General features: G+C 68.4%; 23 protein-coding genes. 14 read left to right on the plus strand and 9 right to left on the minus strand.

Annotated features, from left to right (window positions below):
- Positions 1-26 precede the first annotated feature (26 nt).
- The gene (locus GT355_RS18240; RefSeq protein WP_160134226.1) at positions 27-4862 is read right to left on the minus strand and encodes a PAS domain S-box protein; all 4836 of its coding nucleotides are present in this window, start codon (positions 4860-4862) and stop codon (positions 27-29) included.
- 83 nt (positions 4863-4945) lie between these two features.
- Here GT355_RS18240 and GT355_RS08355 point away from each other — a divergent pair, with 83 nt between their 5' ends.
- The 5 genes from GT355_RS08355 (at position 4946) to GT355_RS08375 (ending at position 10721) form a co-directional block, all read left to right on the plus strand.
- Complete coding sequence (locus GT355_RS08355) at positions 4946-5512, plus strand: thioredoxin family protein (protein ID WP_160134227.1); 567 nt, start codon at positions 4946-4948, stop codon at positions 5510-5512.
- A gap of 72 nt (positions 5513-5584) precedes the next feature.
- Positions 5585-6883, plus strand: coding sequence for an ABC transporter substrate-binding protein (locus GT355_RS08360; RefSeq protein WP_160134228.1), 1299 nt, complete (start codon positions 5585-5587; stop codon positions 6881-6883).
- Positions 6880-7782: an FAD-dependent oxidoreductase gene (locus GT355_RS08365; protein WP_160134229.1), complete on the plus strand. Its 903-nt coding sequence runs from the start codon at positions 6880-6882 to the stop codon at positions 7780-7782. Before GT355_RS08360 ends, GT355_RS08365 begins: the two co-directional genes overlap by 4 nt.
- Positions 7783-7846: 64 nt before the next feature.
- Positions 7847-9496 (plus strand): long-chain fatty acid--CoA ligase, encoded by a 1650-nt coding sequence (locus tag GT355_RS08370; protein WP_160134230.1) that lies wholly within the window; start codon positions 7847-7849, stop codon positions 9494-9496.
- Positions 9497-9569: 73 nt separating this feature from the next.
- Positions 9570-10721 (plus strand): acyl-CoA dehydrogenase family protein, encoded by a 1152-nt coding sequence (locus GT355_RS08375; RefSeq protein ID WP_160134231.1) that lies wholly within the window; start codon positions 9570-9572, stop codon positions 10719-10721.
- 18 nt (positions 10722-10739) lie between these two features.
- Here GT355_RS08375 and GT355_RS08380 read toward each other — a convergent pair whose 3' ends face one another.
- Positions 10740-11930, minus strand: a complete 1191-nt coding sequence (locus GT355_RS08380; RefSeq protein ID WP_160134232.1) for a GNAT family N-acetyltransferase — start codon at positions 11928-11930, stop codon at positions 10740-10742.
- A gap of 41 nt (positions 11931-11971) precedes the next feature.
- Entirely contained in the window at positions 11972-12787 is an 816-nt protein-coding gene (locus tag GT355_RS08385) for an undecaprenyl-diphosphate phosphatase (protein ID WP_160134233.1), read from the minus strand.
- Positions 12788-12907: 120 nt separating this feature from the next.
- On the opposite strand from GT355_RS08385, the gene GT355_RS08390 reads away from it, so the two are divergent.
- From GT355_RS08390 to GT355_RS08400, 3 genes are read left to right on the plus strand one after another with little or no spacing between them, the layout of a single operon-like run.
- A complete protein-coding gene (locus GT355_RS08390) occupies positions 12908-14461 on the plus strand; it encodes an O-antigen ligase family protein (protein ID WP_160134234.1) in 1554 nt (517 codons plus the stop codon).
- Positions 14462-14518: 57 nt separating this feature from the next.
- Entirely contained in the window at positions 14519-15694 is a 1176-nt protein-coding gene (locus GT355_RS08395; RefSeq protein WP_160134235.1) for a thiolase C-terminal domain-containing protein, read from the plus strand.
- Positions 15694-17079 carry a zinc ribbon domain-containing protein gene (locus GT355_RS08400; RefSeq protein ID WP_160134236.1) on the plus strand — a complete coding sequence of 462 codons (1386 nt, stop codon included), beginning with the start codon at positions 15694-15696 and terminating at the stop codon, positions 17077-17079. The genes GT355_RS08395 and GT355_RS08400 overlap by 1 nt, the downstream gene beginning before the upstream one ends.
- Before the next feature lie 43 nt (positions 17080-17122).
- Here the strand turns inward: GT355_RS08400 and GT355_RS08405 are convergent, their stop codons facing one another.
- Positions 17123-17332 (minus strand): DUF8007 family protein, encoded by a 210-nt coding sequence (locus GT355_RS08405; protein ID WP_120073103.1) that lies wholly within the window; start codon positions 17330-17332, stop codon positions 17123-17125.
- Positions 17333-17414: 82 nt separating this feature from the next.
- Between GT355_RS08405 and GT355_RS08410 the strand changes: the two genes are divergently transcribed.
- Positions 17415-17789 (plus strand): cupin domain-containing protein, encoded by a 375-nt coding sequence (locus GT355_RS08410; RefSeq protein WP_160134237.1) that lies wholly within the window; start codon positions 17415-17417, stop codon positions 17787-17789.
- A complete protein-coding gene (locus GT355_RS08415; protein WP_160134238.1) occupies positions 17782-18405 on the plus strand; it encodes a DUF8052 family protein in 624 nt (207 codons plus the stop codon). Before GT355_RS08410 ends, GT355_RS08415 begins: the two co-directional genes overlap by 8 nt.
- Before the next feature lie 33 nt (positions 18406-18438).
- Here GT355_RS08415 and GT355_RS08420 read toward each other — a convergent pair whose 3' ends face one another.
- The 3 genes from GT355_RS08420 to GT355_RS08430 all read right to left on the minus strand — a co-directional run bounded on the left by GT355_RS08420 (position 18439) and on the right by GT355_RS08430 (position 21529).
- Positions 18439-20166, minus strand: coding sequence for a carbon starvation CstA family protein (locus tag GT355_RS08420; RefSeq protein WP_160134239.1), 1728 nt, complete (start codon positions 20164-20166; stop codon positions 18439-18441).
- Between the two features lie 105 nt (positions 20167-20271).
- A complete protein-coding gene (locus GT355_RS08425) occupies positions 20272-21234 on the minus strand; it encodes an ArsA family ATPase (protein ID WP_160134240.1) in 963 nt (320 codons plus the stop codon).
- A gap of 1 nt (position 21235) precedes the next feature.
- Complete coding sequence (locus tag GT355_RS08430) at positions 21236-21529, minus strand: DUF7990 family protein (protein ID WP_120073113.1); 294 nt, start codon at positions 21527-21529, stop codon at positions 21236-21238.
- Between the two features lie 191 nt (positions 21530-21720).
- Here GT355_RS08430 and GT355_RS08435 point away from each other — a divergent pair, with 191 nt between their 5' ends.
- Positions 21721-22110: a DUF2267 domain-containing protein gene (locus tag GT355_RS08435; protein ID WP_160134241.1), complete on the plus strand. Its 390-nt coding sequence runs from the start codon at positions 21721-21723 to the stop codon at positions 22108-22110.
- Between the two features lie 18 nt (positions 22111-22128).
- Here the strand turns inward: GT355_RS08435 and GT355_RS08440 are convergent, their stop codons facing one another.
- The gene (locus tag GT355_RS08440) at positions 22129-22347 is read right to left on the minus strand and encodes a hypothetical protein (RefSeq protein ID WP_120073115.1); all 219 of its coding nucleotides are present in this window, start codon (positions 22345-22347) and stop codon (positions 22129-22131) included.
- Positions 22348-22457: 110 nt separating this feature from the next.
- Here GT355_RS08440 and GT355_RS08445 point away from each other — a divergent pair, with 110 nt between their 5' ends.
- The 3 genes from GT355_RS08445 (at position 22458) to GT355_RS08455 (ending at position 23942) form a co-directional block, all read left to right on the plus strand.
- Positions 22458-23207 carry a CehA/McbA family metallohydrolase gene (locus GT355_RS08445; protein ID WP_160134242.1) on the plus strand — a complete coding sequence of 250 codons (750 nt, stop codon included), beginning with the start codon at positions 22458-22460 and terminating at the stop codon, positions 23205-23207.
- A 76-nt stretch (positions 23208-23283) separates the two neighbouring features.
- Positions 23284-23598 (plus strand): DUF433 domain-containing protein, encoded by a 315-nt coding sequence (locus GT355_RS08450; protein ID WP_160134243.1) that lies wholly within the window; start codon positions 23284-23286, stop codon positions 23596-23598.
- The gene (locus GT355_RS08455; RefSeq protein ID WP_160134244.1) at positions 23595-23942 is read left to right on the plus strand and encodes a DUF5615 family PIN-like protein; all 348 of its coding nucleotides are present in this window, start codon (positions 23595-23597) and stop codon (positions 23940-23942) included. Before GT355_RS08450 ends, GT355_RS08455 begins: the two co-directional genes overlap by 4 nt.
- Here the strand turns inward: GT355_RS08455 and GT355_RS08460 are convergent, their stop codons facing one another.
- The gene (locus tag GT355_RS08460) at positions 23943-25217 is read right to left on the minus strand and encodes an RNB domain-containing ribonuclease (RefSeq protein ID WP_160134245.1); all 1275 of its coding nucleotides are present in this window, start codon (positions 25215-25217) and stop codon (positions 23943-23945) included. It lies immediately after the preceding gene.
- Between the last annotated feature and the right edge of the window lie 343 nt (positions 25218-25560).

The following is a 25560-nucleotide window of genomic DNA, read 5'->3' on the forward strand; positions in this document are numbered from 1 at the left end:
TCGGCCTCGTACGTGACGTCGTCCGACTACGTCGTGACCTCGAAGCGAGCACCGTCGGTCCCGTCGACCGCACGGACGTCCCAGCCGTGGGCCTCGGCGATGTTCCGGACGATCATCAGGCCCAGCCCGGTCCCCGATTCGGTCGTCGAGTAGCCGTGTTCGAAGATCTTCTCGTGTTCGCCCTCGGGGATCCCCGGGCCGTCGTCGGCGACGTAGAAGCCGTTTTCGAGTGCCCCGACGACCACCGACGCCTCCTCGCCGGCGTGGTCGAGCGCGTTGCGAAAGAGGTTCTCGAACAGCCGCGTGAGGCGGTCGGGGTCGGCCTCGACGGTGTCGAGCGCCTCGACGGTGAGGCTCGCCGTCTCGGTGCCCGCCGTCCGCCACGCACGCTCGGCGACGTCCTCGAACGCGACGGGTTCGGTCTCGCCGATGACCTTCCCCTGACGGGCGAGGGTGAGGACGTCCTCGATCAGGGTGTCCATTCGGTCGAGCGCCCACAGCGCGTCCTCGTGGTGGTCGGAGGGGGCCTCGGCCTCGGCGAGTTCGACCCGGCCGCGCGCGACGCTCATCGGGCTCCGGAGGTCGTGGCTGATCACGCTCGCGAACTCGTCGAGGAGTTCGTTCTGACGTTCGAGCTCGCGCTCGTGGCGCTTCTGCTCGGTGATGTCGGTGTAGAGCGAGTAGCCAGCGAGGTTGCGCGTGTCGGGTTCGAGCGGGACGATGTGGAGCAGGAAGTCCCGAACCCCGTCCGCGGTCCGCCGACGGACGGTCGCCTGGAGGCTCTCGCCCTCGATGAGCGCCTCGTTGAACGTGTCCGCCTCGGCTTCGTGCTCGGCCGGGACGATGTAGTCGTCGATGTTCTCGTCGATGACCTCCTCGCCGGGGTAGCCGAAGATCCGCTCGAATCGGGCGTTCACCCGTCTGGCGATCGGTTCGCCGTCGACCAGTTCGTAGCTCACCGCGGCGTCGGTGACGTTCTCGAACAGCGCGGTCAGCCGGTCGCGTTCGGTCACGAGCTCGTGCTGTCGCTCGCGGAGGAGGTGTTCGCGCTCGGCACGCTCCATCGCGGCCCCGGCGTTGGTCACCAGCAGCTTCGCCAGCGAGAACTCCCGGTCGGAGAAGGCCGCCGGCTCGACCGAGCCGACGATCATCAGGCCGTAGCCGTCGATGGGGAGCATCATCTCGCTCCGCATGGGCGTCTCGGGGTTGTAGACCCCCGGTTCGTCGTCGACACGGTCGTAGGAGCGGGGTTCGCCCGTCTCGAACGCCTCCCACGAGAGGCTGCCCTCGCCGGCGAAGGCCGGGGGCGCTTCGATCACCTCCATGCTTCGGTCCGACGTGACGACCGGTCGGAGGACGTCGTCGGTCTCGTCGTATCGCCAGATGGCGCTCAACGGGATGTCGAGCACGTCGTCGACCGTCGCGACGGCCGTCTCGGCCACCGCGTCCCGGTCGACCGCCGTCATCATCCGTCGGGTCGCGTCGTGGAGGGCTTCGAGGTCGTGTTCGTGTTTTCGGCGTTCGAGCTCGCGGCTCGCCCCGCGGGCGACGAGGTCGACGAAGCCCTGCTCGGCGCTCGAAAACGGGTCGCGCGGGTTCGGGTCCGCGAAGCAGAACGTCCCGTAGACCTCGTCGTCGACGGTGAGCTTCCCGCCGATGTAGCTATCGAGGTCGAACGACTCGCGTGCGGGGTCGCCCTTCCACCCCGCCGCGACCGCGTCGTTGACCGCGAACGGACCGTCGGTCTCGACCGTCCGTCGGCAGTAGACCGACGACAGCGGACACTCCGCCCCCGGCTCGATGGCCTCGTGCGAGCCGTGCGTCGCCTCGATCCGGAGCGTTCCGTCCTCGATGTGGGTCATGAATCCGACGTCGGCGTCGAGATACGCACAGCCGAGTTCGAGCAGCCGGTCGATCCGCTCGTCGAAGTCGAGCCCGCTGCTCGACGTCGTCTCGTAGAGCTTGCGTCGGTACCGCTCGTTCTCCTTCTTCTCCGAGACGTCGCGGATGACGCCGACGCTGCCCTCGTATTCGCCGTCGGTCCGGAGCAGCGTGACCTGGGCTTCGCAGGGCCGGAGGCTGCCGTCGGCCAGTCGAACCTCGAACTCGAACGAGGCGGTGTCGCGCTCGGCGTCGTGGCTGAGGAGTCGGCGGACGACGTCGGTGCCCGCCTCGATCGCCTCCCCATCGAGGATCGCCGAGATGTGCTCGCCGATCAGCGCCTCGCGGGTGTAGCCCACGACGTCGAGGAGGCGGTCGTTGGCCGCCATGAACCGACCCTCGGTGTCGAGCGCGTAGATGCTGTCGCCGGCGGTGTCGAGCATCCGGCGGTAGCGCCGGAGCTGCTCCTCGCGCGCGAGCCGGTCGAGCGCGGTCGCGGCGTTCGCGGTGAGCATCCGGGCGAGTTCGATGTCGGCGTCCCCGAAGTCCCCCTCCGTCGAGACGATGCTGAGGGTCCCGTGGTCGCCGATCGGGACGTAGAGCGCGCTCTCGACGTCGACACGGGTGTCAATCACGGCGCTCCCCGAGGCAACGATGGGCTGTTCGGCCTCGAACGCGCGCCACGGGAACCCCTCGTCGCGGTCGTAGCTCGGCCGGTCGCCGTGCTGCTCGGCACCGCTCGGCGTCAGCGCGACGGGGTCGAGGGTATCGGTCTCCGGATCGTAGAACCGGACCGCGGCCAGCGAGAAGCCGAGGACGTCCTCGACGGCCGCCGCGGTGGCGTCAGCCACGTCGGGGCGGCCCTCGGCGCGCATGAAATCCCGGGTCGCCTCGTGGAGCGCGGCGACGGTCCTCGCGCGGTCGCGGCGCTCGGTGGTGTCGCGGATCGCACCCGCGACCCCACGGAACTCGCCGTCGGCGAGTCGGAGCGCGAGGTGGTCCTCACATGCCACCCGGTCGCCGTCGGCGGTCCGGATCTCGAACTCGACGGTCGTCTCCTCGGCACCCGTCGACAACATCTCGCCGACGAGCTCCTCGAACATCTCCGCGGTCTCGGGGTCCTTGATCTGCTCGACGCTCTCGCCGAGGACGTCCGCGGCCTCGTAGCCCGTGAGGTCGGTGAAGCCCTGGTTGACGAACTCGAAGCGGCCCTCGCTGTCGAGCACGTAGACCGCGTCGGTCGCCGTCCGGTACCGTTCGGACTCGCGCTCGCGGGCCTTTCGGTCGGTGATGTCGCGCCCGGTGCCGACGGCCCCCTGGAACTCCTCGGTCACGATCTGCGCGCCGCTGAACTCGTGGGGGATGACCGTACCGGTCTTCGTCACGAACGCCGACTCGACGGTGACCCGCTCGCCGCGCTCGACCACCGCCTCGATCTTCTCCCGGAGCAGCGCGTGGTCGGCCGGCGGGATGAACTCGAGGCAGTTCATGCCCGCTATCTCCTCGGTCGAGTAGCCGACGACCGACTCGAAGGTCTCGTTCCACCTGAGCATCCGGCCGTCGGCGTCGAAGGCGTAGATCGGGTCCGGCGTGGCGTCGAACAGGCTCTCGATGACCGCCCGTTCCTCGTGGAGTTCGCGCTCGCGCGCCCGCCGCTCGGAGACGTCCCGGAACACCCCCTGTATCAACCGCCGGTCGTCGAGCTCGACGATGCTCGCGCCGACCTCCACCGGGACGTGCTCGCCGTCGGCACGCTCGACCACCAGTGGTGACCCGTCGAGGACGCCCACGGACCGTTTCCCGTCCACGAACGACTCCTCGTCGAAGAGCTCCCGATACCGTTCCGCCTCGTCCTCGGGATAGAGCTCGGTGTAGTCCGCCCCGAGGAGCGACTCGCGGTCGCGACCGAGGAGCGCCGTGGCGGCGGCGTTGGTCTCGACGACCTCCCCCGTGGCCGCGTCGACGACGAGGACCGCGTCCGGCCCGGTGTCGAGCAGCGCCCGGTACTTCCGTTCGGACTCGGCGAGCGCGCGTTCGCGGCGTTCGAGCTGGCCCCGCGTCTCGGCGGCGTGGATCGCCTGCGCGATGGTGCCGGCCAGCTCCGTGAGCGCGTCGCGTTCGTCGGCCTCGAACGCCCGTCGGTCGGCGTATATCCCGAGCACACCGTAGGACGCCTCGTCGTACGACAGCGGCAACGTGATGACCGAGTCGAACCCGTGGCAGTCCACCGTCTCGCGCCACGACTCGAACGTCCCGTCCTGGCCGTCGTGATAGACCTGGGGTTCGCCCGTGCGCATCGCCCGACCGATCGGACCGTCGTCGAGCGTCGTGTCGTCGAGCGTCGTGTCGTCGAGCGTCGTGTCGTCGGTCGGGCGGTCGTCGAACGCCGCTCCGTCGCCGGCGCGTTCGCGAACCGCGAACCCGTCGTCGGTCGCCGTGGCGATCCACGCCTGGCTGTACGACGCGGAGCCCGCGAGGCACTCACAGACCCGTGTCTCGATCCCCTCGCGGGTCGACTGGCGAACGAGTTCGCGCTGGACCTCCGCCACGACGGCGTTGATCCGGGCGAGGTCGGCGGCACGGTCGGTGGCGCGGTCGGCCTCGACGGCGTGTTCGATCCGGTTGGCGAGGAGTTCGTACTGTTCGCTCCCGGTGCCCTTCCGGAGGTAGTCGGTGACGCCGGCCGAGATCGCCTCGCTCGCGGCCTCCTCGCTGCCCTTGCCGGTGAAGAGGATGAACGGCACCGCCGGGTGGGAGTCGCGAACCGCCGCGAGGAATTCGAGCCCGTCCATCCCCGGCATGGTGTAGTCGCTCACGATACAGTCGACCGCCCCCGGCGCGTGCTCGAACCGTTCGAGCGCGGCCGAAGCCGACGTCTCGGTCGTCACGTCGACGCCGTCGAGGAGGCGGTCGAGGTGGGTCGCCCCGAGGTCCGCGACCGAGCGCTCGTCGTCAACCCACAACACCGAGATCTCGTCCATCGATATGGTCGAATGATGCCGTACTGAGAAAAAGCTTCCTCGGGGCGGAAACACCTTTGCGTCTTCGGGGGTTCGAAGGGCGTATGACGCTCGAAGAGTCCGCACGCGAGCTCGAACGCGGCGACAGCGCGCCCGGCTTCGAACTCCCGGGGACCGACGGCGCGAGCCACGCGCTCGTCGATTATCACGACCACGACGCGCTCCTCGTGGTCTTCACCTGCAATCACTGTCCCTACGCCCAGGCGAAGATCGAGGCGCTCAACGGACTGGCCGAGAGCTACGAGGAGGTCGCGGTCGTCGGTATCAACGCCAACGACGCCGAGGAGTACCCCGACGACTCCTTCGAGCGGATGCAGGAACTCGTCGAGGACGGCACGGTCCGCTACGACGCCTACCTCCGCGACGAGTCCCAGGAGGTCGCGCGGGCCTACGGCGCGGTCTGCACCCCCGACCCGTTCCTGTTCGCGAAGCGCGACGGCGGCTTCGAGCTCGCCTATCACGGCCGCCTCGACGACGCCACCGGCCCCGACGAGGAACCCTCGGGCGAACACGGCTTCGAGATGGCGGGCGCGATCGAGTCGGTATTGACGGGGGTCCCCGTCGACCAGCAGTTCCAGCCCTCGCGCGGCTGCTCGATCAAGTGGAAGTAGGTTCGGAGTACTCCCAAACTTCGGCCGGCCGAAAAGGAAAACGGCTTTATATCTTAGGCTGGCCTAAACCGTATGGCGAGCGACGAGACGGGAGACGGCGTATCGACGCGACGCGACTACGTGAAGTACGGCGGCGCGCTCATCGGCGGCGGGCTGTTCGCCGGCTGTACCGGTAGTGGAGGAAGCGGCTCGAACGGTTCGGGTGGTGCGAACGGATCGTCGGGGTCGACCGGGACGCAGGCCGACACTGCCTCGGGCGCGTCCGGTGACGGCACCGAGACGGGAGGCGGGACGAACGAAACCGACGGGACGACGAGCGGGGCGGCGAACGCGTACTCGGTGACGATGGCCCCGATGGGCGAGGTGACGTTCGAGGCGGTCCCGAAGACCATCTTCACGCGGTTGACCCACCTCGCGGGGATGGCGTTCGCGCTCGGGCGAGGGAACGACGTCAACGCGATGCACGCGCCCGACTACTACGACGCGCTCTGGAACCAGTTCACCCCGCGCCTGCCGGGGGTGTCGCTCGACTGGTCGGGACTCTACTCCTCGTGGGAACCGAGCAAGGAGAAGCTCTACGAGCTCGACAGCGACGTGCACCTCGCCGACCCCGCGAGCGTCTTCGCGGTCGAGGGCTGGAACGAGAGCGACCTCGCCGAGATCGAGGAAAACGTCGCGCCGTGGTTCGGGAACCAGTACAGCGACACCCACGCGACCCCGCCGAAGGCCTACCAGGACCAGTACCGCTACTACTCGCTCTGGGACATGTTCGAGAAGGTCGCGGCGGTGTTCCAGGAGCAGGAACGGTACCGGGCGCTGTCGTCCATCCACTCGGACCTGCGCGACACCATCGAATCGGAGCTCCCGGCGAAGGGCGAGCGGCCGACCGTGGCGCTGCTCGGCCTCAGCGACCTCGAAAGCATCTACGCCTACAAGGTCGGCGTCCCCGGCTTCCTGGTCGCGCACATCCGCCCGCTGAAGCCGGCCGAGACGTTCGGCGACGACGTCTCCTCGGGTGATACGGTCGATACGGAGACCCTGCTCGCGGCGGATCCCGAGGTGATCCTCGCGCTCGGCGGGATGCACCCCGACACCGACATGCCCGGCATCCGGAGCGGGCTCGCGGACGACCCGGTTGCGGCGGACGTCACGGCGGTCAAAAACGACCGAGTCTACGCCCAGGGCGCGCGGTATCAGGGTCCGATCCTCAATCTCTTCCAGCTCGAGATGAGCGCGAAACAGCTCTATCCCGAGCGGTTCGGCGAGTGGCCGACCTACGAGAAAGGCCCGTACCCGGAGATCCCCGCGAACGAGCAGCTCTTCGACCGCGAGCGCGTCGCGAGGATCATCACCGGCGAGGGAACGACGTGAGCGAGACGGTGCCCACCGAATCCGACGTCGTCGTGGTGGGCGGCGGGCCGGCGGGCTGTTCGGCGGCGGTGTTCACCGCGCGCTACGGGCTCGACACGACCGTCTTCGACCGCGGCCAGTCGTCGCTCCAGCGCTGTGCGTACCTCGAGAACTACCTCGGCTTCCCGGCGGGCATCGACGTCGCGACGTTCTACGACCTCATCCACGACCACGTCGAGACCTCGGGGGCCGACCTCGTTCCGGACATGGTTCAATCGGTCGAACGCGCGACCGACGGCGGGTTCATCGTCGAACCACAGGAGGGCGAGCCCGTCCACGCGAAGCGAGTCGTCGCGGCGACCCGACAGGGCGCGGACTACCTCCGGCCGGTGGTGGGGGAGGCGGCCTTCGACGAGTACGTCCACGACGGTGAGACCTACGAGCGCTTCGACCCCGACTACGCCGACCGCGACGGCAGCACACCCGTCGACGGGCTCTACGTCGTCTCTCCGGGTGGCGAGGCCGACGTCCAGGTCGTCGTCGCGGCCGGTCGTGGCGCACACGTCGCCCGCACCGTGCTCGCGGACGCCCGCCGGGAACACGGCTATCCGGACGACCTCGCGGCGCACTACGACTGGCGGCGACGCGAGGCCGAACTGACCGGGGAGTGGGCGGACCGCGACCGGTGGCGGGAGCTGTTCGCGGAGCGAACGCCCGACGACCACGGGCTCGACGCGGAGCGCGCCGTCGAGCTCCGCGAGCGCGAGATCGACCGGCGGTTCGACACCTACATCGACGACGAGACGGTCGCGACCCGAACCGAACGCGGCCAGGACCGACTGCTGGCACACATCGACGACGACCGGATCCTCGCCGCCGCGCGCGAGATCGAAGCCGAGCGCGCGACCGACTCGGACTGACGACCCCGTTTCGCACGGCGATCTGTGGCGAAGAATCATTAGCAAGGAGTGCCTCTACGAGGGTATGCCCGGAGGCACCGACCAGACCATCCGGCCGTTCCGCTGGCGCGCGGAGCGGTTGTATCCCGACACCGAGATCGTCTCGCGAACCCACGACGGCATCGAGCGCTACGACTACGCGGAGTATGGAAGACGAGTCGCGCGGCTGGCGCACGCCCTCAACGACGCCGGTATCACCGACGATGCCAGGGTAGGAACGTTCTGCTGGAATCATCATCGGCACTTCGAGGCCTACTTCGCGGTGCCGGACTCGGGCCGCCAGCTCCACACCATCAATCCGCTCCTGCCCGACGAACACATCCAGTACATCGTCGAGAACGCGGGCGACCAGCTCCTGTTCGTCGATCCCTCGCTGGTCGAGAAGTTGGACGCCGCCTTCGACCCCGACTCGTTCGACTCCGTGACGCGGTTCGTCGTGATGGGCGAGGACGTCCCCGAGACGGAGCTCGACCCGGTGGTGGATTACGAGTCGTTCATCGAGGGCAGGAGCGACGAGTACGACTGGCCGACGCTCTCGGAGGACCGCCGGGCCGGGATGTGTTACACCTCGGGGACCACGGGGCGGCCGAAGGGGGTCGAGTACACCCAGCAGATGCTCTGGTCGCACGCGATGTCGACCATCAGCCCGCAGGGGCTCGCGGTCGACGACGCGGACGTGGTGATGCCGGTGGTGCCGATGTTCCACGTCAACGCCTGGGGGATGCCCTTCTCGACCACCGCCGCCGGCGCGAAGCACGTCTATCCGGGCCCGTCACCCACGCCCGAAGACCTCGCCCACCTCATCGAGTCGGAGGGGGTGACCCTCACCGCGGGCGTTCCGACGGTCTGGTTGGGGTTGCTCGAGTACATGAACGACCACGAGGTCGACCTCTCCTCGCTCGAGGAGATCGTCATCGGCGGGAGCGCCGCGCCGAAGTCGGTGATCGAGCGCTTCGACGACCTCGGGGTCACGGTGCTCCACGCGTGGGGCATGACCGAGATGAGCCCCATCGGGTCGGCGGCGCGGCTCAAGACCGGTATGGAGTCGTGGGAAGCCGACCGCCGATACGAGAAACGCGCCACCCAGGGGCTGATGATGCCCGGTCTGGAGTTCAAAGTCGTCGACGACGATGGGAACGAAGTCCCGTGGAACGGCGAGGACTTCGGCGAACTCCTGGTCCGCGGGCCGTGGGTCACGACGGAGTACTTCGAGCGCCCGGAGGCCAACGAGGAGGACTTCGAACATGGATGGCTCAAGACGGGCGACGTCGTGAGTGTCGACTCCGATGGGTACATCAAGATCGTCGACCGCGCGAAGGACGTCATCAAGTCCGGCGGCGAGTGGATCTCGAGTGTGGAACTCGAGAACGCGCTGATGGCCCACGACGAGGTCTCGGAAGCCGCGGTCGCCGGCGTCCCCCACGACAAGTGGCAGGAACGGCCCGTGGCGTTCGTGGTGCCGACGGACGGTGCCGACGAGGAGCGACTCACCGAGGAACTCCTCGACAGCATCGCCGCCGACTACCCGAAGTGGTGGGTGCCCGACGAGGTGGTCTACATCGAGAGCGTCCCGAAGACCGCGACCGGGAAGTTCTCGAAGAAGGACCTCCGCGAGGAGTTCTCGGACGAGTCCCTGGTCGAGGGCCGTGCCCCCGAGGAGGCCGCCCCGGAGTAGTACACAATAAACGGTTCACAAACGACCCCCGGTTTACACGAACTATTTGGGGACCGCGACCGAAACGTGTGCCATGGAGTTACTGGACGAATCCATCGTGCCGGAGGACGTCCGCGAGGTCAAGCGAGAAGCCCACGAGTTCTCCGAGGAGCACATCATGCCGAACGCCGAAGAGTACTACGCCAGCGGCGAGTACCCCTGGGAGATCCTCGAAGCGGGCCAAGAAGCTGGCCTCGTGGCCCAGGACATCGGCGAGGAGTATGGAGGAAAAGGCTACGGGCTCCACGAGATGCTCGCCATCGCCGAGGAGTTCTATCGAGCCGACGCGGGCATCGCGCTCACCCTCCAGCTCGCGAGCTTCGGGGCCGAGATCGTCGAGGAGTACGGCAACGAGGAGCAAAAGGAGGAGTACATCGCACCCGTCGCGGCCTGCGACCAGATCACGGGCCTCGCGGTCTCGGAACCCCAGACCGGCTCGGACCTCGCGGGAATGACGACCTCGGCCGAGAAAGAGGGCGAGGAGTGGGTGTTGAACGGCGAGAAGTACTGGGTCGGCAACGCGGTCGAGGCCGACTGGCTCACCGTCTACGCCAAGAGCGGTGACGGCGACGACCGATACGGCAACTACTCGATGTTCATCGTGCCCACGGACGCGCCGGGCTACGAGGCCGAACACATCCCCGAGAAGATGGCCTACCGCGCCTCGAAGCAGGGCCACATCGTCTTCGACGACTGCCGTATTCCCGAAGAAAACCTCGTCGGCGTCGAGGGTGCGGGCTTCTACATGCTCGCGGAGTTCTTCAACCAGGGCCGCGTCGTGGTCGGCGGCCACGGCCTCGGGATGGCGGCGGCCGCCATCGAGGAGGCGTGGTCGTTCGTCCACGACCGCGAGGCGTTCGGGCGCGACATCAGCGAGTTTCAGGCGGTCCAGCACGACCTCGCGGAGATGCTGATGGAGTTCGAGCGCGCGCGGGCGCTCAACTGGCGCGCCGCCGACAAGGTCGCGAACCAGGACCAGACGGGCTACTGGGCCGCGCTCGCGAAGGCGACCTCCACCGAGGCCGCCGTCGAGTGCGCCGAGCGCGGGATGCAGCTCCACGGCGGCCGCTCCGTCCTCACCGAGAACCGCATCGCGCGGGTCTACCGCGACTGCCGCGTGCCCGTGATCTACGAGGGCGCGAACGCCGTCCAACGCAACCTGATCTACCGCCAGCGACCCAAATAACGCGGCTTCGGCTCTCCTTCAAAACCCTTCGCTGAGACACACCTCACGCGGTGGGAACAGTTCGTCGAGGAGTGCCTCTGTCGATTCGGACTCGATAGCGAGGTCGCCGGCGACCGTCGCGCGCTCGACCGAGAAATGACCGACGAACAGCTGTGAGAGGGTCGTGATGGGGACGTTCGCGTCCGCCGGCTCGTCCACGCGCGTGCAGGTCGCCTCGCCGGCCCGCACGTCGAGCGCGAACGTGTCGTCGTTCCAGTCGGCGACCGGGTCGGCGACGGAGAGCACGAGACGACCCTCCACCTCGGGATAGTCGAGCGCCGCGAGGGCGGCTCCGACGTCCACGATCCGGACCATCCCGCCGGGCGTGAGTTCGTAGTCGAGGGCGCGCGGGTCGTCGACGAGGTCGAACAGGAGGGTGTCTGGTCGGCTCCGGATACGAACGCGTTCGACCTGTGAGTCGTGATAGGAGAGGAATCGGAGGAGGTCCAGGGAGGCCTCGTGGTCGAGCGCGTTGCACTCGCGGACCCGCATCGTCCGGCCGTCGTCGTTCTCGACCTCGTAGACGACGTAGCCCCGGAGCTCGCCCTCGCGCTCGACGCCGTAGACGTAGGGGTCCTGCTCCCAGCCCTCGAAGACCCGATTTCGCCACCACTCCTCGGTCCGGCGGATCCAGAGCGAGACGCCCTCGCCCGCCGCGTCGAGAACGGGATTCAGCCGCTCGAAATCGTCGGGCCCGAGTTCGCGGAACCGGCCACCGTCCGCGTCGGCGGTGAACGACAGGACCTCGGGGTCGCACTCGACGGTCGCGGTGGTCCCCGCCTGCGCCCAGCCGTACCGTCGGTAGAAGGCGTAGGCGAACGGCCAGAGCGCCGAGAGGTAGTAGCCCTTCTCGCGATATTCGACCAACGACTCGTGGAGAAGGTCCGCGACTAGCCCCCGGCGGCGGTTCTCGGGCGGCGTCGCGACCCCCGAGAGCCCCGCGAGCGGGTGCTCGGTGTCGCGAACGGTGGCCGTGAACCAGTGGTGGACGCCGGTACAGAGCAGGTCGTCGCCGTCGAACATCCCGCGGCGGACGCCGAGCCGCGCCGGGCCCGGAAGCTCCTCGATGGACTCGTAGCTCGTGGGCGTCTCGGCGGGTCGGAAGGCGTACTGGAGGATCCCCCGAAACTCGTCGACACGGTCGTCGGGGACCGCTCGATAGGTGGGCATAGCTCGAACGGCGTCGCGGGCGGTGAAATAGGTATCTCGACTCAGACGAGGAAGACGGTGCTCCCGAGGATGGCGAGCAGCCCGAGCACCACACAGACCAGCCAGAACGAGACCCGCTCGACGATCCGCATCAGCGCGCCGATGGTGAGGTAGCCGACGACCGCGCTGGTGACCAGCGCGACGAGCGCGGTCGTGGGCGCGAGCGCGGGTAGCCCATCGTCGACGACCCCGAGGAGCGCGCCGCCGAGCGCCGCGGGGATCGAGAGCACGAACGAGAGTCGGAACGACGAGGGACCGTCGTGGCCACGGAGGAGGAGCGCGCTGGTGGTCCCGCCCGACCGCGAGACGCCGGGCAGCACCGCGAACCCCTGGAAGAGCCCGACGAGCACGGCATCGAGGAGGTCCGGGTCGGTTCGGGTGCCGCCCTCGTCGCGCGCGAGCCGCTGGAAGAGCCCGGTCGCGACGAGCAACACGCCGATGACCGCGATGAACACCCCGCCACCGAGGCCGGTGACGAGTTCGCTCAGCACGACGTAGGAGCCGATCGCGACGACGCCCGAGACGACCGTCGCGACCGCGAAGAAGGAGAGCTCCGCGGTGTCGTGGGCGAAGGGATCGGTGGGTCGCCAGTCGGGGACGTCCCGGAGCACGTCGACGATCACGCCGCGGTAGTAGAGAACCGCCGAGAGCGCGGTGCCGGCGTGGAGGAACAGCGAGAGCTGGACGGCGACCGTCGCCGGGAGGTTCTCGACCACCCGGAGGTAGATGGTGATGTTCCCCTCGCTCGATATCGGGAGCCACTCGAAGATCCCCTGGAGCACGCCGACGATGAACGCCACCACGACCGACAGGTCCATACGAACGCCGCACAGCGCCCGGATAAAACCGATCCGGTCGCCGCTCTTCCCACACGCCGTTTCGTGGAAGAAATCGGCACAAGTATTATCATACGTACCGTACCGTATCGAAGTACTGCTGTGATCGAACTCACCAGGGATCGGTTCGACGGGGTCGACAACGCCCTCTCCGCACGCCCCTCCGCGTCCACCCCCTTCGTCCGGACCGCGGCGCTGCTGACGGGGCTGCTCGCCATCGGCGTCCCGGCGGTCGCCGCGGCGTTCGACCTCCCGACCGCCGCCGTCGTCGTCGGTGCGGGCCTGTGTTATCTCGTGGCCGTGGTGGCGACCGGTCGGGCGTTCGAGGGGCTCGCGAGCGCCGTCGTCGTTCTGGCGGTGTTCGACATCGGTGCGACGCTCGTGACGGGCCCAGGGATCGCCACCCTTGACCTCGTCGCCGTCGACCTCGTCGCGATACCGCTCGCGGTGTTCCTGGTTGCCGACGCGGTCGAGGACGGTGCCTCGGTCGGGTTGAACGCCGGGTGGCTCGCGGCCGCGTGTCTCGCCGGCTTCGTCTGCTGGACGGTCGCCGCGGGGGCCGTCGCGAACGGCGGCTCCGAGACGGCCGGGCTGATGTACGGGGTCGAACAGCTCCGCTATCTCGTCGTGTTCGGCGTCGCGGCGCTGGTGGCGCGCCGGACGGACGTCTGGTGTGTGGTGACGCCGTTCGTGGTCGCGGTCGCCGGGAACCTCGTCGTCTCGCTCGCCCAGGTCGTGAACGGCGGAATGCTCGGCTTTCCCTTCCTCGGCGAGCCACCCGACCGCTATCTCGGGGCGTTCGCGTTGGGCCCCTACGAGGTCGCCACCGGTTTCTACGCCGGCGGGTTCGTCGGCCACGGCCGCGAGCTGACGATGCTGTTGTTGATGGTCATCCCGTTGGCGGTCGCGGTCGCGGCCCGGCGGTCGTGGCCCGCGCTGCTCGCGGTCGGTGTCGGGATCGTGGGCGCGGTGCTCTCGATACGGGTCGCCGACACCGACGCGGGCTGGGCGACGCTCCTGCTGTTGGGCGCGTGTTTCGGGCTCTACCTCCTCGGGACGCTCGCGGTTCGGACGAAGCGGCGCTACTCGACGCTCGCCGCGCTGCCGGTCGTCGGCGCTCTCGTGGTGGGGTTCCTCGCGCTCGCCCGCGTCGTCCAGTGGATCGTCACGTCGGCCGACGGCGGCGCGCAGGTGTTCCGCACGAGTTCACTCGACATCCGGCTGGAGGAGTACGCCGCGGCGATCCGGCTCGCCGGGCAGTATCCCTGGTTCGGGATCGGCGGGGGCAACTTCTACATTCGCTCGGAGCGCTACATCGGGGAGGCGGACATCGGGGTCCACAACACCGTCCTCGCGAACCTCGCCGCGACCGGCTACGTCGGGTTCGGGCTCTACGTGCTCGCCGTGGTGGCGGTGCTCTGGGTCGCGGTCCGGCTCGCCGTGGCGAACGGCGGGGCCGACCGCCTGCTGTGGGCCGCGATGCTGGCCGCGATGTGCGCCTTCTGCGCATACTCCTCGTGGATGTCCTCGTACAGCTGGGTCGTCGGCAACACCGGGTTCTGGCTGCTCGCGGGGGCGACGGTCGGTGCGACGGCGGGCGGCTACGGGACCACGGAGCGGGAGATAAGTCAGCCCTCCGGACAGCTCGGTTCCTGACGGTCCGTAGCGATCGGTCGAACGTGTTGTTTTACCGGCGGCCCCCATTGGTGGGATATGCGCGACGCCTACGTCATCGGTGCGGGCCAGTCCCCCTACGGGTCGTTTCCGACCGAGACCTATCGCTCGCTGTTCGCGACCGCCTTCGACCGCGCGCTCGACAGCGTTTCGGGTTCGTTCGACCCGGAGCGCATCGACGAAGCGTTCCTGGGCACCCTCGGCGTCGGCGGTCGGCAGATCGGGCTCAGCGGCCCCGCCGTCACCGAGCACGTCGGACTGCACTCGGTCCCCACGACCCGGGTCGAGAACGCCTGCGCCGCGGGCGGCTACGCGTTCCGGTCGGCGGTCACGGCGGTCGAGTCCGGTCGGGTCGACGTCGCGCTCGCGGGCGGCTACGAGGTGATGACCGACACCAGCGCCGACGGCACGCGGTGGTGGCTCGGGGTCTCCGGGGACACCGAATACGAGCGGCTCTCGGGCACGACCTTCGCGGGCGTCTACGCCCAGATGGCGAGCGCGTATCTCGATAGCTACGACGCGACCGGCGAGGACCTCTCACGGGTGGCCGTGAAGAACCACGCCAATGGCGCGGAGAACCCCGACGCCCACCTCGGCTTCGCCTGTTCGATGGACGACGCGACGACCGCGCCGACGGTGGCCGAGCCGTTGAATCGGTACCACTGCTGTCCGATCTCCGACGGCGCGAGCGTCGTGCTGGTCGTCGCCCCCGAGGTCGCGGCGGAGTTCGAGTCGGTGCGGGTCGCGGGTCTCGGCGCGGCGAGCGGTCGGGTCGGGCTGTTCGAGCGCGACACCCTCACCTCGATCCCCGCGAGCGTCGCCGCCGGCGAGCGCGCCTACGACGAGGCCGGCGTGGAGCCCGCGGACCTAGACGTCGCCGAGGTCCACGACTGTTTCGCGATCGCCGAACTCCTCGCCTACGAGGACCTCGGTTTCTGCGAACGCGGCGACGCACCGCGACTGCTTCGAGCGGGCGAGACCGACCCCGACGGCCGACTGCCGGTCAACACCTCGGGTGGCCTGAAATCCAAGGGCCACCCGATCGGTGCGACCGGCGGCGGCCAGGTCGTCGAACTGTTCGAGCAGCTCCGAGGGACCGCGCACGTGCAAGTCGAGGAGCCGGAAGTGGGGCTCGCGCACAACGTCGGCGGCAGCGGCGGCGGCGCGACGGTCACGATCCTCGAACGGGTCGACGAGACCGGGGGTGAGGCCTAATGCGCGGTATCGACGCGGCAGGGGTGTATCTGCCGCACTACCGGCTCGAACGCGACGAGATCGAGGGGGCGTGGGGTCGGAGTCCGCACGCGAGCCTCGCCGTCCCGGCGGCCGACGAGGACGCGCTGACGATGGGGGTCGCGGCGGCCGAAGCGCTGTTCGAAGGTCAGGATATCGAACGTGATTCGGTCGACCTCGTCTGTTTCGCGAGCACCACGCCGCCGGTCGAGGAGGGGATGTGCGCCCCGCGGCTCGGGCGCGCGCTGGACCTGAAGCGAGGGGTCGAGACCGCCGAACACACTCAGTCGACCCTCGCGGGGGCGGAGGCGCTCGCCCGCGCGCTGGACGCGGACGGATCGGCGCTGGTCGTGGTCGCCGACTGCCCGGCGGGCGACCCGTCGGAGGGCTGGGGCGCGGGTGCGGCGGCCTTTCTGGTGGCCGACGACGCCGCCGTCGGCGTGTTGGATCGGGCGTGGCACGCCGACGAGTATCCCGGCGTTCGCTTTCGCGAACGCGGAACCACCGCGGTCGACTCGCTCGACATCACGACCGACGAGCGGGCCGTCGTCAGGGAGAGCATCGCGAACGCGGTGGCGAGACTCGACGCGGACGGGTTCGACGCCGCCGCGCTCCACCAGCCAGACGGACGGATGCCGGGGCGGGTCGTCCGTGGCCTCCCCGGCACACCCGAAACCGAGGTCGGGACCGTCGTGAACGGCGTCGGGGACGCCGGTGCGGCCACCCTCCCCATCGGGCTGGCCCGCGCGCTCGCACACGCCGAGTCGGATGACAACACCCTCGCGGGCTTCTTCGGAAGCGGCGGTGCGGGAGCCGCGTTCGCCTTCGAGGGATCGGTACCTGTCTCGGGGCTCGACGACGGCGACCTCCCGGTGGGGGAGTCGATATCGTACGCGAGCGCGCTCAGGAGACGCGGCGTCGTCACGGACGAGGCGGTCGCGGGCGGCGGGGCGCAGGTCAGCCTACCGTCATGGCGGCGGAGCCTCGACCAGCGCTACCGGCTCCGCGCCGGTCGCTGTCCCGACTGTTCGACCCTCGTCTTCCCGCCCGAAGGAGCGTGTCCCGACTGCGGATCGAGGGAGGCGTTCGAGCCGGTCGACCTCCCGCGGACGGGTACTGTGGAGGCGAAGACGGTGGTCGGACAGGGCGGCGCACCGCCGGAGTTCGCCCCGCTCCAGCGCCGTGGCGGCCCCTACGGGGTCGCCATCGTCGGGTTCGAGGCCGACGGCCACGCCACGCTCCCCGCCCAGCTCACCGACTGCGACCCGGAGTCGGTGGCGGTCGGTGACGAGGTTCGAGCGGTGATCCGACGGATCTACGTTCAGGAAGGGGTCGTCCGCTACGGGGCGAAGTTCGTGCCGAGATGAGGGCAGCGGGGAGTCGAGAGCCGACCCCGGTGCGGGGAGCGGTCTACCGACCGTAGGTGAGTCGGCGGCCGAAGTCGGTCAGCCACTCCGAGAGCCGCCCGAGCGCGATGACGTGGCTCGACACCGCCCGCGCCTCGCGGTCGTCGACCTCGATGTGGCCGCCCTCGTACGGGTCGGCGCTCACACCCGTCGCGTCGACGACGGTGCTCGTCGCACACCGGCCGCAGGACTCGACGTCGTCGGAACTACCCATGCCCGATCGATGGTGTTCGATTCACCTATAGCTTTGCCCGCGGCGCGACAACGGCTTTACTCGTGGCCGTCTTCCGGGTGATGTGAGCTACCACGTCATCGATCCAGCGGATCTGGACCCCACCCCGGACCGCGACGCCGACCGCCGAGCGGTAGGGGAAGCGGCTGGCCTCGAGAACGTCGCGCTGAACGTCTACACGGCCGAACCGGGCGAGACGGTGCCCCTGAAGTACCACTACCACGACGAGCAGGAGGAGGCGTTCGTGGTGCTCGACGGGACCCTCCACGTCGAGACGCCCGAGCGCGAGTACACCGCCACGACGGGCGAGGTGTTCGTCGCCGAACCCGAGAGCCCCCACCGGGCGTTCGTGCCCGCGGACGCCGACGCGAGCGTTCGGGTAGTCGCGGTCGGCGCGCCCGCGGTCGACGACGCCCACGCCTACGAGGCCGATGGCTGAGGGTCGTTCCGAAGCGACCGCCGACGAGGCCCGGTCGGCAACCGAACCCGACGAGACGCGGCCGACGTGGGACGACGCGTATCTCGACGAAGTGGCGAGCCGTCTCGAAACCTCCTACGACCTCGAAGCCGACTACCCCGTCGAGGGGACGAGGTGGGCGCTCTACGGCGAGCTCGTTCTCAAACGCGAGAAGTACTTCCTCCACCCGACGCTCTCGTACGGTCAGCACGACTCCGACGAACACCTCCTCGTTCGGCGGGCGGGGACGGTCGAGCCGGAAACCCTCGGTTCGCTTGTCGAACTCGGTCACCGGCTCGCCGACGAGTGGGTCGTGCCCGACGAGCGCCACTACAGCACCGAGTTCACCTTCGTGCTCGTCGCCCCCGATATCCCCGACGCGGTCGCCGAGTTCGTCGACGGGTTCCGGGACCGGACCCTGCTCAAGTACGGCTACTTCGGCCACTACGAGGTGAACCTCGTGGTGGTCGCGCCCGAAACGGAGACCCTCGTCGCGAGCGAGCAGGCCGACGTCGCCGCGGCGTTCCGGACGTGGGGCGACCCCCCGGCGAGGGAGCGGGGGCCGTTCGGTCGGCTCGCCGACGCGATCTTCGGGTGAATCGGGCCGCGAAAAGCCGATTTCGACCGTCGGCTACTCGTCCGTGCCGCCGTCGGTGGCGGTCGCCGTTCCCCCGCGCGTACTCCGGATGTTGCCGATGCCGAGTCTGAGGAGCGCGAGCGCCAGGAACATGAGGGCCGTCCCGATCACGATCTGGAGGACCAACGACCACGCCGCGGTCTCGGCGTTGCCGAGGATCAATCCCTGATAGAGGTTCTGGTAGTATTCGAGGTAGACCAGCGCGCAGACGGTGATGACCGACATCACCGCCATCGGGACGCCGGTACTGATGAGCTGTTTGCTCTCGTCCCAGTTCGCGAGCCAGACCGTCGCGGTCAGGAGCGCGAGCGCGGCGAGGAGCTGGTTCGCGCTGCCGAAGAGCTGCCAGAGCGGCGTCCAGGTGCCCGAGGCGATCAGGACGTAGGCGACGACGCACTGGAAGAGGCTGTTGGCGTAGCGGTTCGAGGCGACCTCCTCGGCGGTGTTGTCGGGTGTCCCGACGATCTCCTCGAACATGTACCGGCCCAAGCGGAGCGCGGTGTCGGTCGAGGTGAGCAGGAAACTCACCATCACGAGCGCCATGAACGGCGCGCCGAAGGAGGTCGGGATGCCGAGGCTGGAGAGGAAGATCCCGCCGCCGGTGGCGAACTTCGGGAGCGCGAGGCCGACCCCGCCGGTGGCGTCGCCCGCGGTGACGCCCACGACGGCGACCGCCGAGAGCGCGACGATGGCGAGCAGACCCTCGCCGAGCATGCCCCCGTAGCCGATCAGCCGGGCGTCGGTCTCCTTGTTGAGCTGTTTCGACGTGGTGCCCGAGGAGACCAGCGAGTGGAAGCCGCTGATCGTCCCGCACGCGATGGTGACGAACAGCATCGGGAACAGCGGGCTGGCCGCGCCGAGAGCGCTGTTGCCGCCGAAGCTCGTGAAGGCCGGGATGTTGGTCACGAGCGCCTGGTCCGCGGTGCCGAACACCGTGCCGACGATGATGGCGATCAGCGCGCCGCCGACCCCCGCGTACAGCAGGAACGACGAGAGGTAGTCACGGGGCTGGAGCAGCGTCCAGACCGGGAGGACGCTCGCGATGAAGGCGTAGACCAGCACGATCGGAACCCACTGGCCCTGTGAGAGCTGGATCGGGTACTCGATCCCGACGAAGACGCTTGCGAAGACGAGGATCACGAAGACGACGGTACCGGGGATGAAGGGGAGGTCGAGCTGGTAGAGGTAGACCCCGAAGACCAGCGCGAGCGTGATGTAGAGCAGGCTCGCGGTCGCCGCGCTCGGGTACTCCTGGAAGACCAACGCCACGACGAACGCGAACACCGCGACCACGAGGATGATGGTGAGGAAGGCGAACCAGAGCAGGAGGTTCTTGCCCTCGTCACCGATGTACTCGCCGATGATCGAGCCGATCGAGCGGCCCTCGTGCCGGAGACTGCCGCTGAGGGAGACGAAGTCGTGGACCGCCCCCATCAGCGGGTTGCCGATCGCGATCCAGAGCACGGCTGGAAGCCACCCCCACAGCAGCCCCGCCGTGATCGGGCCCACGATCGGCGCGCCGCCCGCGATGCTCGAGTAGTGGTGGCCGAGGAGCACCGGCTTCTTCGCCGGGACGTACTCCTGTCCGTCCTCGTACTTGTGGGCCGGCGTCTCGGCGTCCGCATCGAGCCCGACGAACGACGCGAGGTAGCGCGAGTAGCCGAGGTAGCCGATACTGAACAGGACGAGGATACCGACCACCAGCCAGATGAGTGCGACCATAGGACATGATCTACTATCGAAGTGGGAACATAACGGTTTCCCTCGATCCCCGATTTCGCGGGACGGCGGCCATTCCTGCCGGGAAATCGAGGGCTCGAAGCCGTCTCAGGGCGACGGGGGGCGAACCGCGAGTTCGGCCGCGACCTCGTCGAGCACGTCGGGGGTTATCTCGCCGCTGCGGGCGGCGATCCGGGCGACGACGGGCACCGAGAACGTGGTCTCGACCTCCTCGACCCGCTCGCGCTCGCGCGCACATCGCTCGCGGAGGTAGCGCGCGCCGGTGCCGTCCTCCTCGGGGTCCGGTTCGGGGGTGAGCTTGTTCACGACGAGGCCCGCGACCGCGAGGTCGTGGTCCTGGAGGTGCTCGACGGCCCGCCGGGTCTCGGCCACTGAGAGCTCGTCGGGGTTGCAGACGAGGTAGAAGACGGCGTCCTCGCGGAGTGTACGGCCCGCGAACGCGAACCGCTCCTTTCGCTCGCGGAGGCGTGCGATGATCGGGTCGGTTTTCGCGTCGACGCGGGGTTCGTTGTCGCCGATGGCGGCCATCTCGTACCGGTCGAGGCTCTGCTGGCGCTTCTCGACGAGCCGGTCGACCCAGTCGCCGAGGAACTCCGGAAGCGAGAGCAAGCGGAGCGTGCCGCCGGTGGGGGCGGTGTCGAAGACCACCCGGTCGAACGGCTCGCTCTCGGCGCGCATCACGTGGATCAGGCGGTCGAACAGCGCCGCCTCGTAGGCCCCCGGCGTGTTGTGGGCCATCTCGATCTGGCGGTCGATCTCGTTGACGACCACCTGGGAGACCTGTTCGGCCATCTGCTCACGGATCCCCTGGAGGTGGGCCTCGACCTCGGTGTCGGGGTCGATCTCCATCGCCGAGAGGCCGTCGTAGCCCGTGACTTGGGTCGGGGTGTCCTCGAACGATTGACCGAAGACGTCGCTCGTGCTGTGGGCGGGGTCGGTCGAGACCAGGAGGGTCTCGTCGCCGGCGTTCGCCGACCGGACCCCGAAGGCGGCCGAGACGGTGGTCTTGCCGACGCCGCCCTTGCCGCCGAAGAAGGTGAACCTCGCCATCTCAGAAGTGGAAGTCCCCCTTCCAGTCGAGCACGCTCTCGCGGTCCCACATCCGGCGTTCCCACGCCTCGAAGTCCTCGGCGAGGTAGGGCAGGAGTTCGGCGGTGTAGTACGACACCGGGCTCGGGATGCCGAAGGCGTCGGCGAAACACGCGAAGAAGAAGGCGTCCTCGCTGTCCATCGCCTCGTTCTCGATCCGTTCGAACGCGGGGTGTTCGATCATCCCGTGGTAGAGACCGTGGAGTACCTCCGTGGCCGCCTCGCGAAACCGTGCGAACTGCTCGTAGACTGTCATGGTGGGGGTCGGCCGTCGTGACGGCCCGTTCGACGCGAGATAACACCCGGAGCCGAATAACGTTCCGGTCGGCCACGTCGGGTGGGTCGTCGATCGACGGTCGAGGCGTGGGGAGACCGGCCCTGGAAACGGCTCGCCGCCCTGAGGGTGCAGGCACGATGCGGAAGGAGCACGCGGGAGGAGATGGGGACATGGACGACGAGCAGTTCTTCAGCGATGTCGAATCGCGTGCCGACCTCGATTCGCGCGAGGAGGCGGTCGCGGCGGCCGAGGCGACCCTCGGCGTGCTCGGCGAACGGCTCGGGAGCGGGACGGACGCGCTCGCCGACGAACTACCCGCGAACCTCGCGACGGCGGTGGAGAGCGAGGGTGACGAGGCCGCCGGGTTCTCGCCCGACGAGTTCGTCGACTGGGTGCGGGAGGCCGAACGCGAACAGGGGGCGAGCCTCGACGTCTCCAGCGCCCGCCTCCACGTGCAGGCGGTTTTCGAGAGCCTCGAACGGGCGGTCGGCGGCGAGGCCTGGAACGAGGTCCGCTCAGGGCTCCCCGACGAGTACGAGCGGCTGTTCAAGGCGGGCTGAAACGGAACGGCGGAGAACTCAGTTGCTGCTCGAACTGGAGTCGGTCACCGAGTCGGCGACGTCGCCGAGGTCCGTGTCGCTGCCGTCGTCGCCGTCGCCTTTGTTCCCGGAGAGGAACCGGCGCTTGACGAACCGAAGCCCGAGGAGGGTTCCGGCACCGGCGACCACCGCGCCCGGAATCCCGTAGCGTTTGTACCCCTTCTTCGCGGCTTTCATGACGACCGAGCTACCAAGCATGGTCGGGAGAAACGGCGGACACCGTAAGAGCGCTTCGCCTGCACGCACCGGGTAGAGCACGCACCGGGTAGAGAACAACGATTAACTGGCGGGGTGTCGAAGGGGGTGCAATGGACGGGACCACGGTCACCATCGACCCCCACGTCCACTCCGAGGGGTCCTACGACGGCCGCGAACCGGTCGAACTGCTCCTCGAACACGCCGCCGACATCGGGCTCGACGGGGTCGTGGTCACCGACCACGACGCGATCGAGGAATCCCGTCGCGCGGCCGAGCTCGCACCCGAGTACGGACTTCTGGGGATCCCCGGCGTCGAGGTCTCGACCGCCCACGGCCACCTGCTGGCCATCGGGATAGAGACCCGCCCACAGCGCGGGCAGCCGCTCGAAACCACCGTCGAGCGGGTCCGCGACCTGGGTGGGGTGGCCATCGTGCCCCACCCCTTCCAGCGGAGCCGGCACGGCGTCAAGCGACGAAACCTCACCGACTGCGACGCGATCGAGGCCTACAACTCGATGGTCTTCACCGGCTATCGAAATCGCCGGGCGAAGACGTTCGCCGACGTCGAGCGCTACCCCGTCGTCGGCGGGAGCGACGCCCACTTCCTCCCGAACCTCGGGCGGGCGCACACCGACATCCGCATCGATCTGGACGAGGCGTCGCTGGATGCGGGTTCCATCGACGGCGGGGACGTCGTCGACGCCATCCGGGAGGGCCACACCGAGATCCGGGGCAAACGAACCCCCATCCACCGGAGCGCGCGCCAGTACGCGAAGGGCGCAGTGCGGAAGGCGACTTATCTCACCACGTCACACATGCCGTTCTTCCCGACGCTACCGACCTCGATGCGGGATATGTGAGGGGTCGCTGGCGAACGCGCGTGCGGGACCGTGCAACCCACACGAAGTTTTTATCCGAGAAAGCCAGAGTACCACCATGGCCGAGATCGTCTCGACACCGGGAGTGCTCGGCGGGAAGCCCAGAATCGAGGGGCGACGGATCGGTGTGTTGCACGTCGTCGACCAGATCCAGGGCGGTCGGACGCCCGAGGAGATGACCACACAGTTCGACCTCACGCTCGGCGAGGTCTACACCGCGCTCGCGTACTATCACGAGCATCCGGAGGAGATGCGCGAACTCCGAGAGGAGATCGCCGAGAAGATTCGAGAACACCGAGAAGACGCAATTGCGGGACCTGAGGACTTGTCTGAAGAGGTGCAGTCCGGCGGTGAACCGTCCCAGCGTCCATGACGCTCCGGTTGCTGTGTGATGAGAACATCGAACGAGAGCTGTTCGATGCACTCACGCCGGAGTTCGAGACCATCTGGGTCGTCACGAAAGATGATCTCGAACGCGGAACGGATGACCCGGTTCTGTGGACCTACGCGGCACAGCGTGGTTATACGATACTGACGAACGACGACGACTTCGTGACGGGAGCAGCCGAGGTCGGTTCGGCTCATCCTGACGTGATCCATCTGACCGAAATCATGCCAACGGGCGACGTCGTTCGGACGTTACGCAGGATCAGCCAGTTCACATCCACGGACGAACTCGTGGGTCAGACGGTGTACGTCCCCGGCGACTGGCTCTGATCACTCCTCTACGACCTCGATCCCCCGGTTGTTCACCGCATCCGCATCGAGGCCCACCTCTTCGAGGAACTGCTTATACTCGCGTTCGCACTTCTCGGCGGCCTGCTGCTGGTCGGAGGCGTGGTCACAGAGCCCCAGCAGGTCCTCGGGGACGTCGTTCTCGTGGACGATCCAGTGGTTCACCAGATCCGAGAGCCGACGGATCGGGCTGGTGAAGTGGCCGTAGATGTCGAAGTTGAGCGCGTGGTGGCCCCCGAAGGGGTCGTTCATGTAGCGCGCGCGGGGCATGACCTTCATCACCGCGAACTGGATCTTCCCTAGTTGGCGCTCGGGGGCGTCTTCGAGGGTCGCGTTGACGGCGATCCGGGGGTCCTCGCCCCACGCGTCGCCGGGGATCGAGACCCCATCGAGGTCCTGGATCTCTTGGAGGGCCTCGTCCCACTGCTCGGGTGAGGGCTGGGGGTGGACGCGATACATCGCCTCGACACCCCGATTCCACATCAGCTCGTGCGTCACGGCCTTGTTGGCCTTCAGCATGCACTCCTCGATGATGGTGTGCGCGCGGTCGCGTCGGGGATTGAGCACCAGCGAACCGTCGGCCTTCCGCTGCTCGTGGAGCTGGTCGGCGAGTTCGAAGACCAGAGTACTCTCCTCGTGGAGGTCGCTCTCGGGGTCGTCGAGGCGCTCCTCGGCCTCGGTGTAGGTCAGGCGCGCGTCGCTCCGGATCACTGACTTGTAGATGTCGATGGTTTCGTAGGAGAGCGTCTCGCGGTCGAGGTGCATCTCGACGGTATGGGCGAGCCGATCCTCGTCGGGCACCAGCGAACAGACGGTTTCGGCGAGTTCGGCCGGCAGCATGTGGATGGTGTGGTCGGGGAGGTACACCGTGTTGGCCCGCCGGACCGCCTCGGCCCACATCTCGCTCTCGGGGTCCACGTAATGAGTGACGTCGGCGATGTGGACCCAGAGCACGTACTCGTCGTCCCGCTTTTCGATGCTCAGCGCGTCGTCGAAGTCCCGGGCATCGACGGGGTCGGTGGTCCAGGTCGTGAGATCCCGCAGGTCCTCGCGGTGGTCGAGTTCGTCGGCGATGTCGGCCTCGGTGTCCCCGGTTCGTTCCTCGGCCTCGTCGAGCACGGTTTGCGGGAACTCGTCGTTGATCCCGAACTTCTCGCAGAGCTCCTCGCGTTTGTTCTCGATGTGTCGGGCGAGTTCCTCGTCGATCTCGACCGGGCCTTGGGCCTCGATGGTTCCGGCGGCGGCGTTGTCGCTCATAGCCCGGGTACGTGGAGGTCACAATTAGTCGTTCTGGAGGGTGGTGGTGCGCGGATCGTCAGGGATACGTTTCTTGCAATTGTTGCCGCGATGAGTCGTGAAATCGGCGATTTTCGTCGGCAGAGACAGCGATGCCGAGTCCCGATGCAAACGAGGGACCGCACAGCACCACGCCGCCCGCCCCTGCCACACGCCTCCCCAGCCGACTGCGCTCCTCGCTCACTCGCTCCGCTCGTTCGCTGCGGTGCTCATCCCTCGCACAGTGTTCGCGGCCGCGGGCTCACGTTCGTTCGCCTACGACCGCGAGCGCGCGCCGAGGGGAAAATCGAGAGAAGCGAAGCGG

The sequence above is a fragment of the Halococcus salsus genome, from assembly GCF_009900715.1.
GTDB lineage: Archaea > Halobacteriota > Halobacteria > Halobacteriales > Halococcaceae > Halococcus > Halococcus salsus.

Excerpts from the sequence above, each read along its gene's own strand:
- GT355_RS08435 (WP_160134241.1), top strand. The coding sequence starts at position 21,721 with ATGGACGACGAGCAGTTCTTCAGCGATGTCGAATCGCGTGCCGACCTC.
- GT355_RS08370 (WP_160134230.1), top strand. The coding sequence starts at position 7,847 with ATGCCCGGAGGCACCGACCAGACCATCCGGCCGTTCCGCTGGCGCGCG.
- GT355_RS08440 (WP_120073115.1), bottom strand. The coding sequence starts at position 22,347 with ATGCTTGGTAGCTCGGTCGTCATGAAAGCCGCGAAGAAGGGGTACAAA.
- GT355_RS08395 (WP_160134235.1), top strand. The coding sequence starts at position 14,519 with ATGCGCGACGCCTACGTCATCGGTGCGGGCCAGTCCCCCTACGGGTCG.
- GT355_RS08430 (WP_120073113.1), bottom strand. The coding sequence starts at position 21,529 with ATGACAGTCTACGAGCAGTTCGCACGGTTTCGCGAGGCGGCCACGGAG.
- GT355_RS08455 (WP_160134244.1), top strand. The coding sequence starts at position 23,595 with ATGACGCTCCGGTTGCTGTGTGATGAGAACATCGAACGAGAGCTGTTC.
- GT355_RS08405 (WP_120073103.1), bottom strand. The coding sequence starts at position 17,332 with ATGGGTAGTTCCGACGACGTCGAGTCCTGCGGCCGGTGTGCGACGAGC.
- GT355_RS08445 (WP_160134242.1), top strand. The coding sequence starts at position 22,458 with ATGGACGGGACCACGGTCACCATCGACCCCCACGTCCACTCCGAGGGG.
- GT355_RS08425 (WP_160134240.1), bottom strand. The coding sequence starts at position 21,234 with ATGGCGAGGTTCACCTTCTTCGGCGGCAAGGGCGGCGTCGGCAAGACC.
- GT355_RS08375 (WP_160134231.1), top strand. The coding sequence starts at position 9,570 with ATGGAGTTACTGGACGAATCCATCGTGCCGGAGGACGTCCGCGAGGTC.
- GT355_RS08380 (WP_160134232.1), bottom strand. The coding sequence starts at position 11,930 with ATGCCCACCTATCGAGCGGTCCCCGACGACCGTGTCGACGAGTTTCGG.
- GT355_RS08355 (WP_160134227.1), top strand. The coding sequence starts at position 4,946 with ATGACGCTCGAAGAGTCCGCACGCGAGCTCGAACGCGGCGACAGCGCG.
- GT355_RS18240 (WP_160134226.1), bottom strand. The coding sequence starts at position 4,862 with ATGGACGAGATCTCGGTGTTGTGGGTTGACGACGAGCGCTCGGTCGCG.
- GT355_RS08460 (WP_160134245.1), bottom strand. The coding sequence starts at position 25,217 with ATGAGCGACAACGCCGCCGCCGGAACCATCGAGGCCCAAGGCCCGGTC.
- GT355_RS08415 (WP_160134238.1), top strand. The coding sequence starts at position 17,782 with ATGGCTGAGGGTCGTTCCGAAGCGACCGCCGACGAGGCCCGGTCGGCA.
- GT355_RS08360 (WP_160134228.1), top strand. The coding sequence starts at position 5,585 with ATGGCGAGCGACGAGACGGGAGACGGCGTATCGACGCGACGCGACTAC.
- GT355_RS08420 (WP_160134239.1), bottom strand. The coding sequence starts at position 20,166 with ATGGTCGCACTCATCTGGCTGGTGGTCGGTATCCTCGTCCTGTTCAGT.
- GT355_RS08385 (WP_160134233.1), bottom strand. The coding sequence starts at position 12,787 with ATGGACCTGTCGGTCGTGGTGGCGTTCATCGTCGGCGTGCTCCAGGGG.
- GT355_RS08400 (WP_160134236.1), top strand. The coding sequence starts at position 15,694 with ATGCGCGGTATCGACGCGGCAGGGGTGTATCTGCCGCACTACCGGCTC.
- GT355_RS08450 (WP_160134243.1), top strand. The coding sequence starts at position 23,284 with ATGGCCGAGATCGTCTCGACACCGGGAGTGCTCGGCGGGAAGCCCAGA.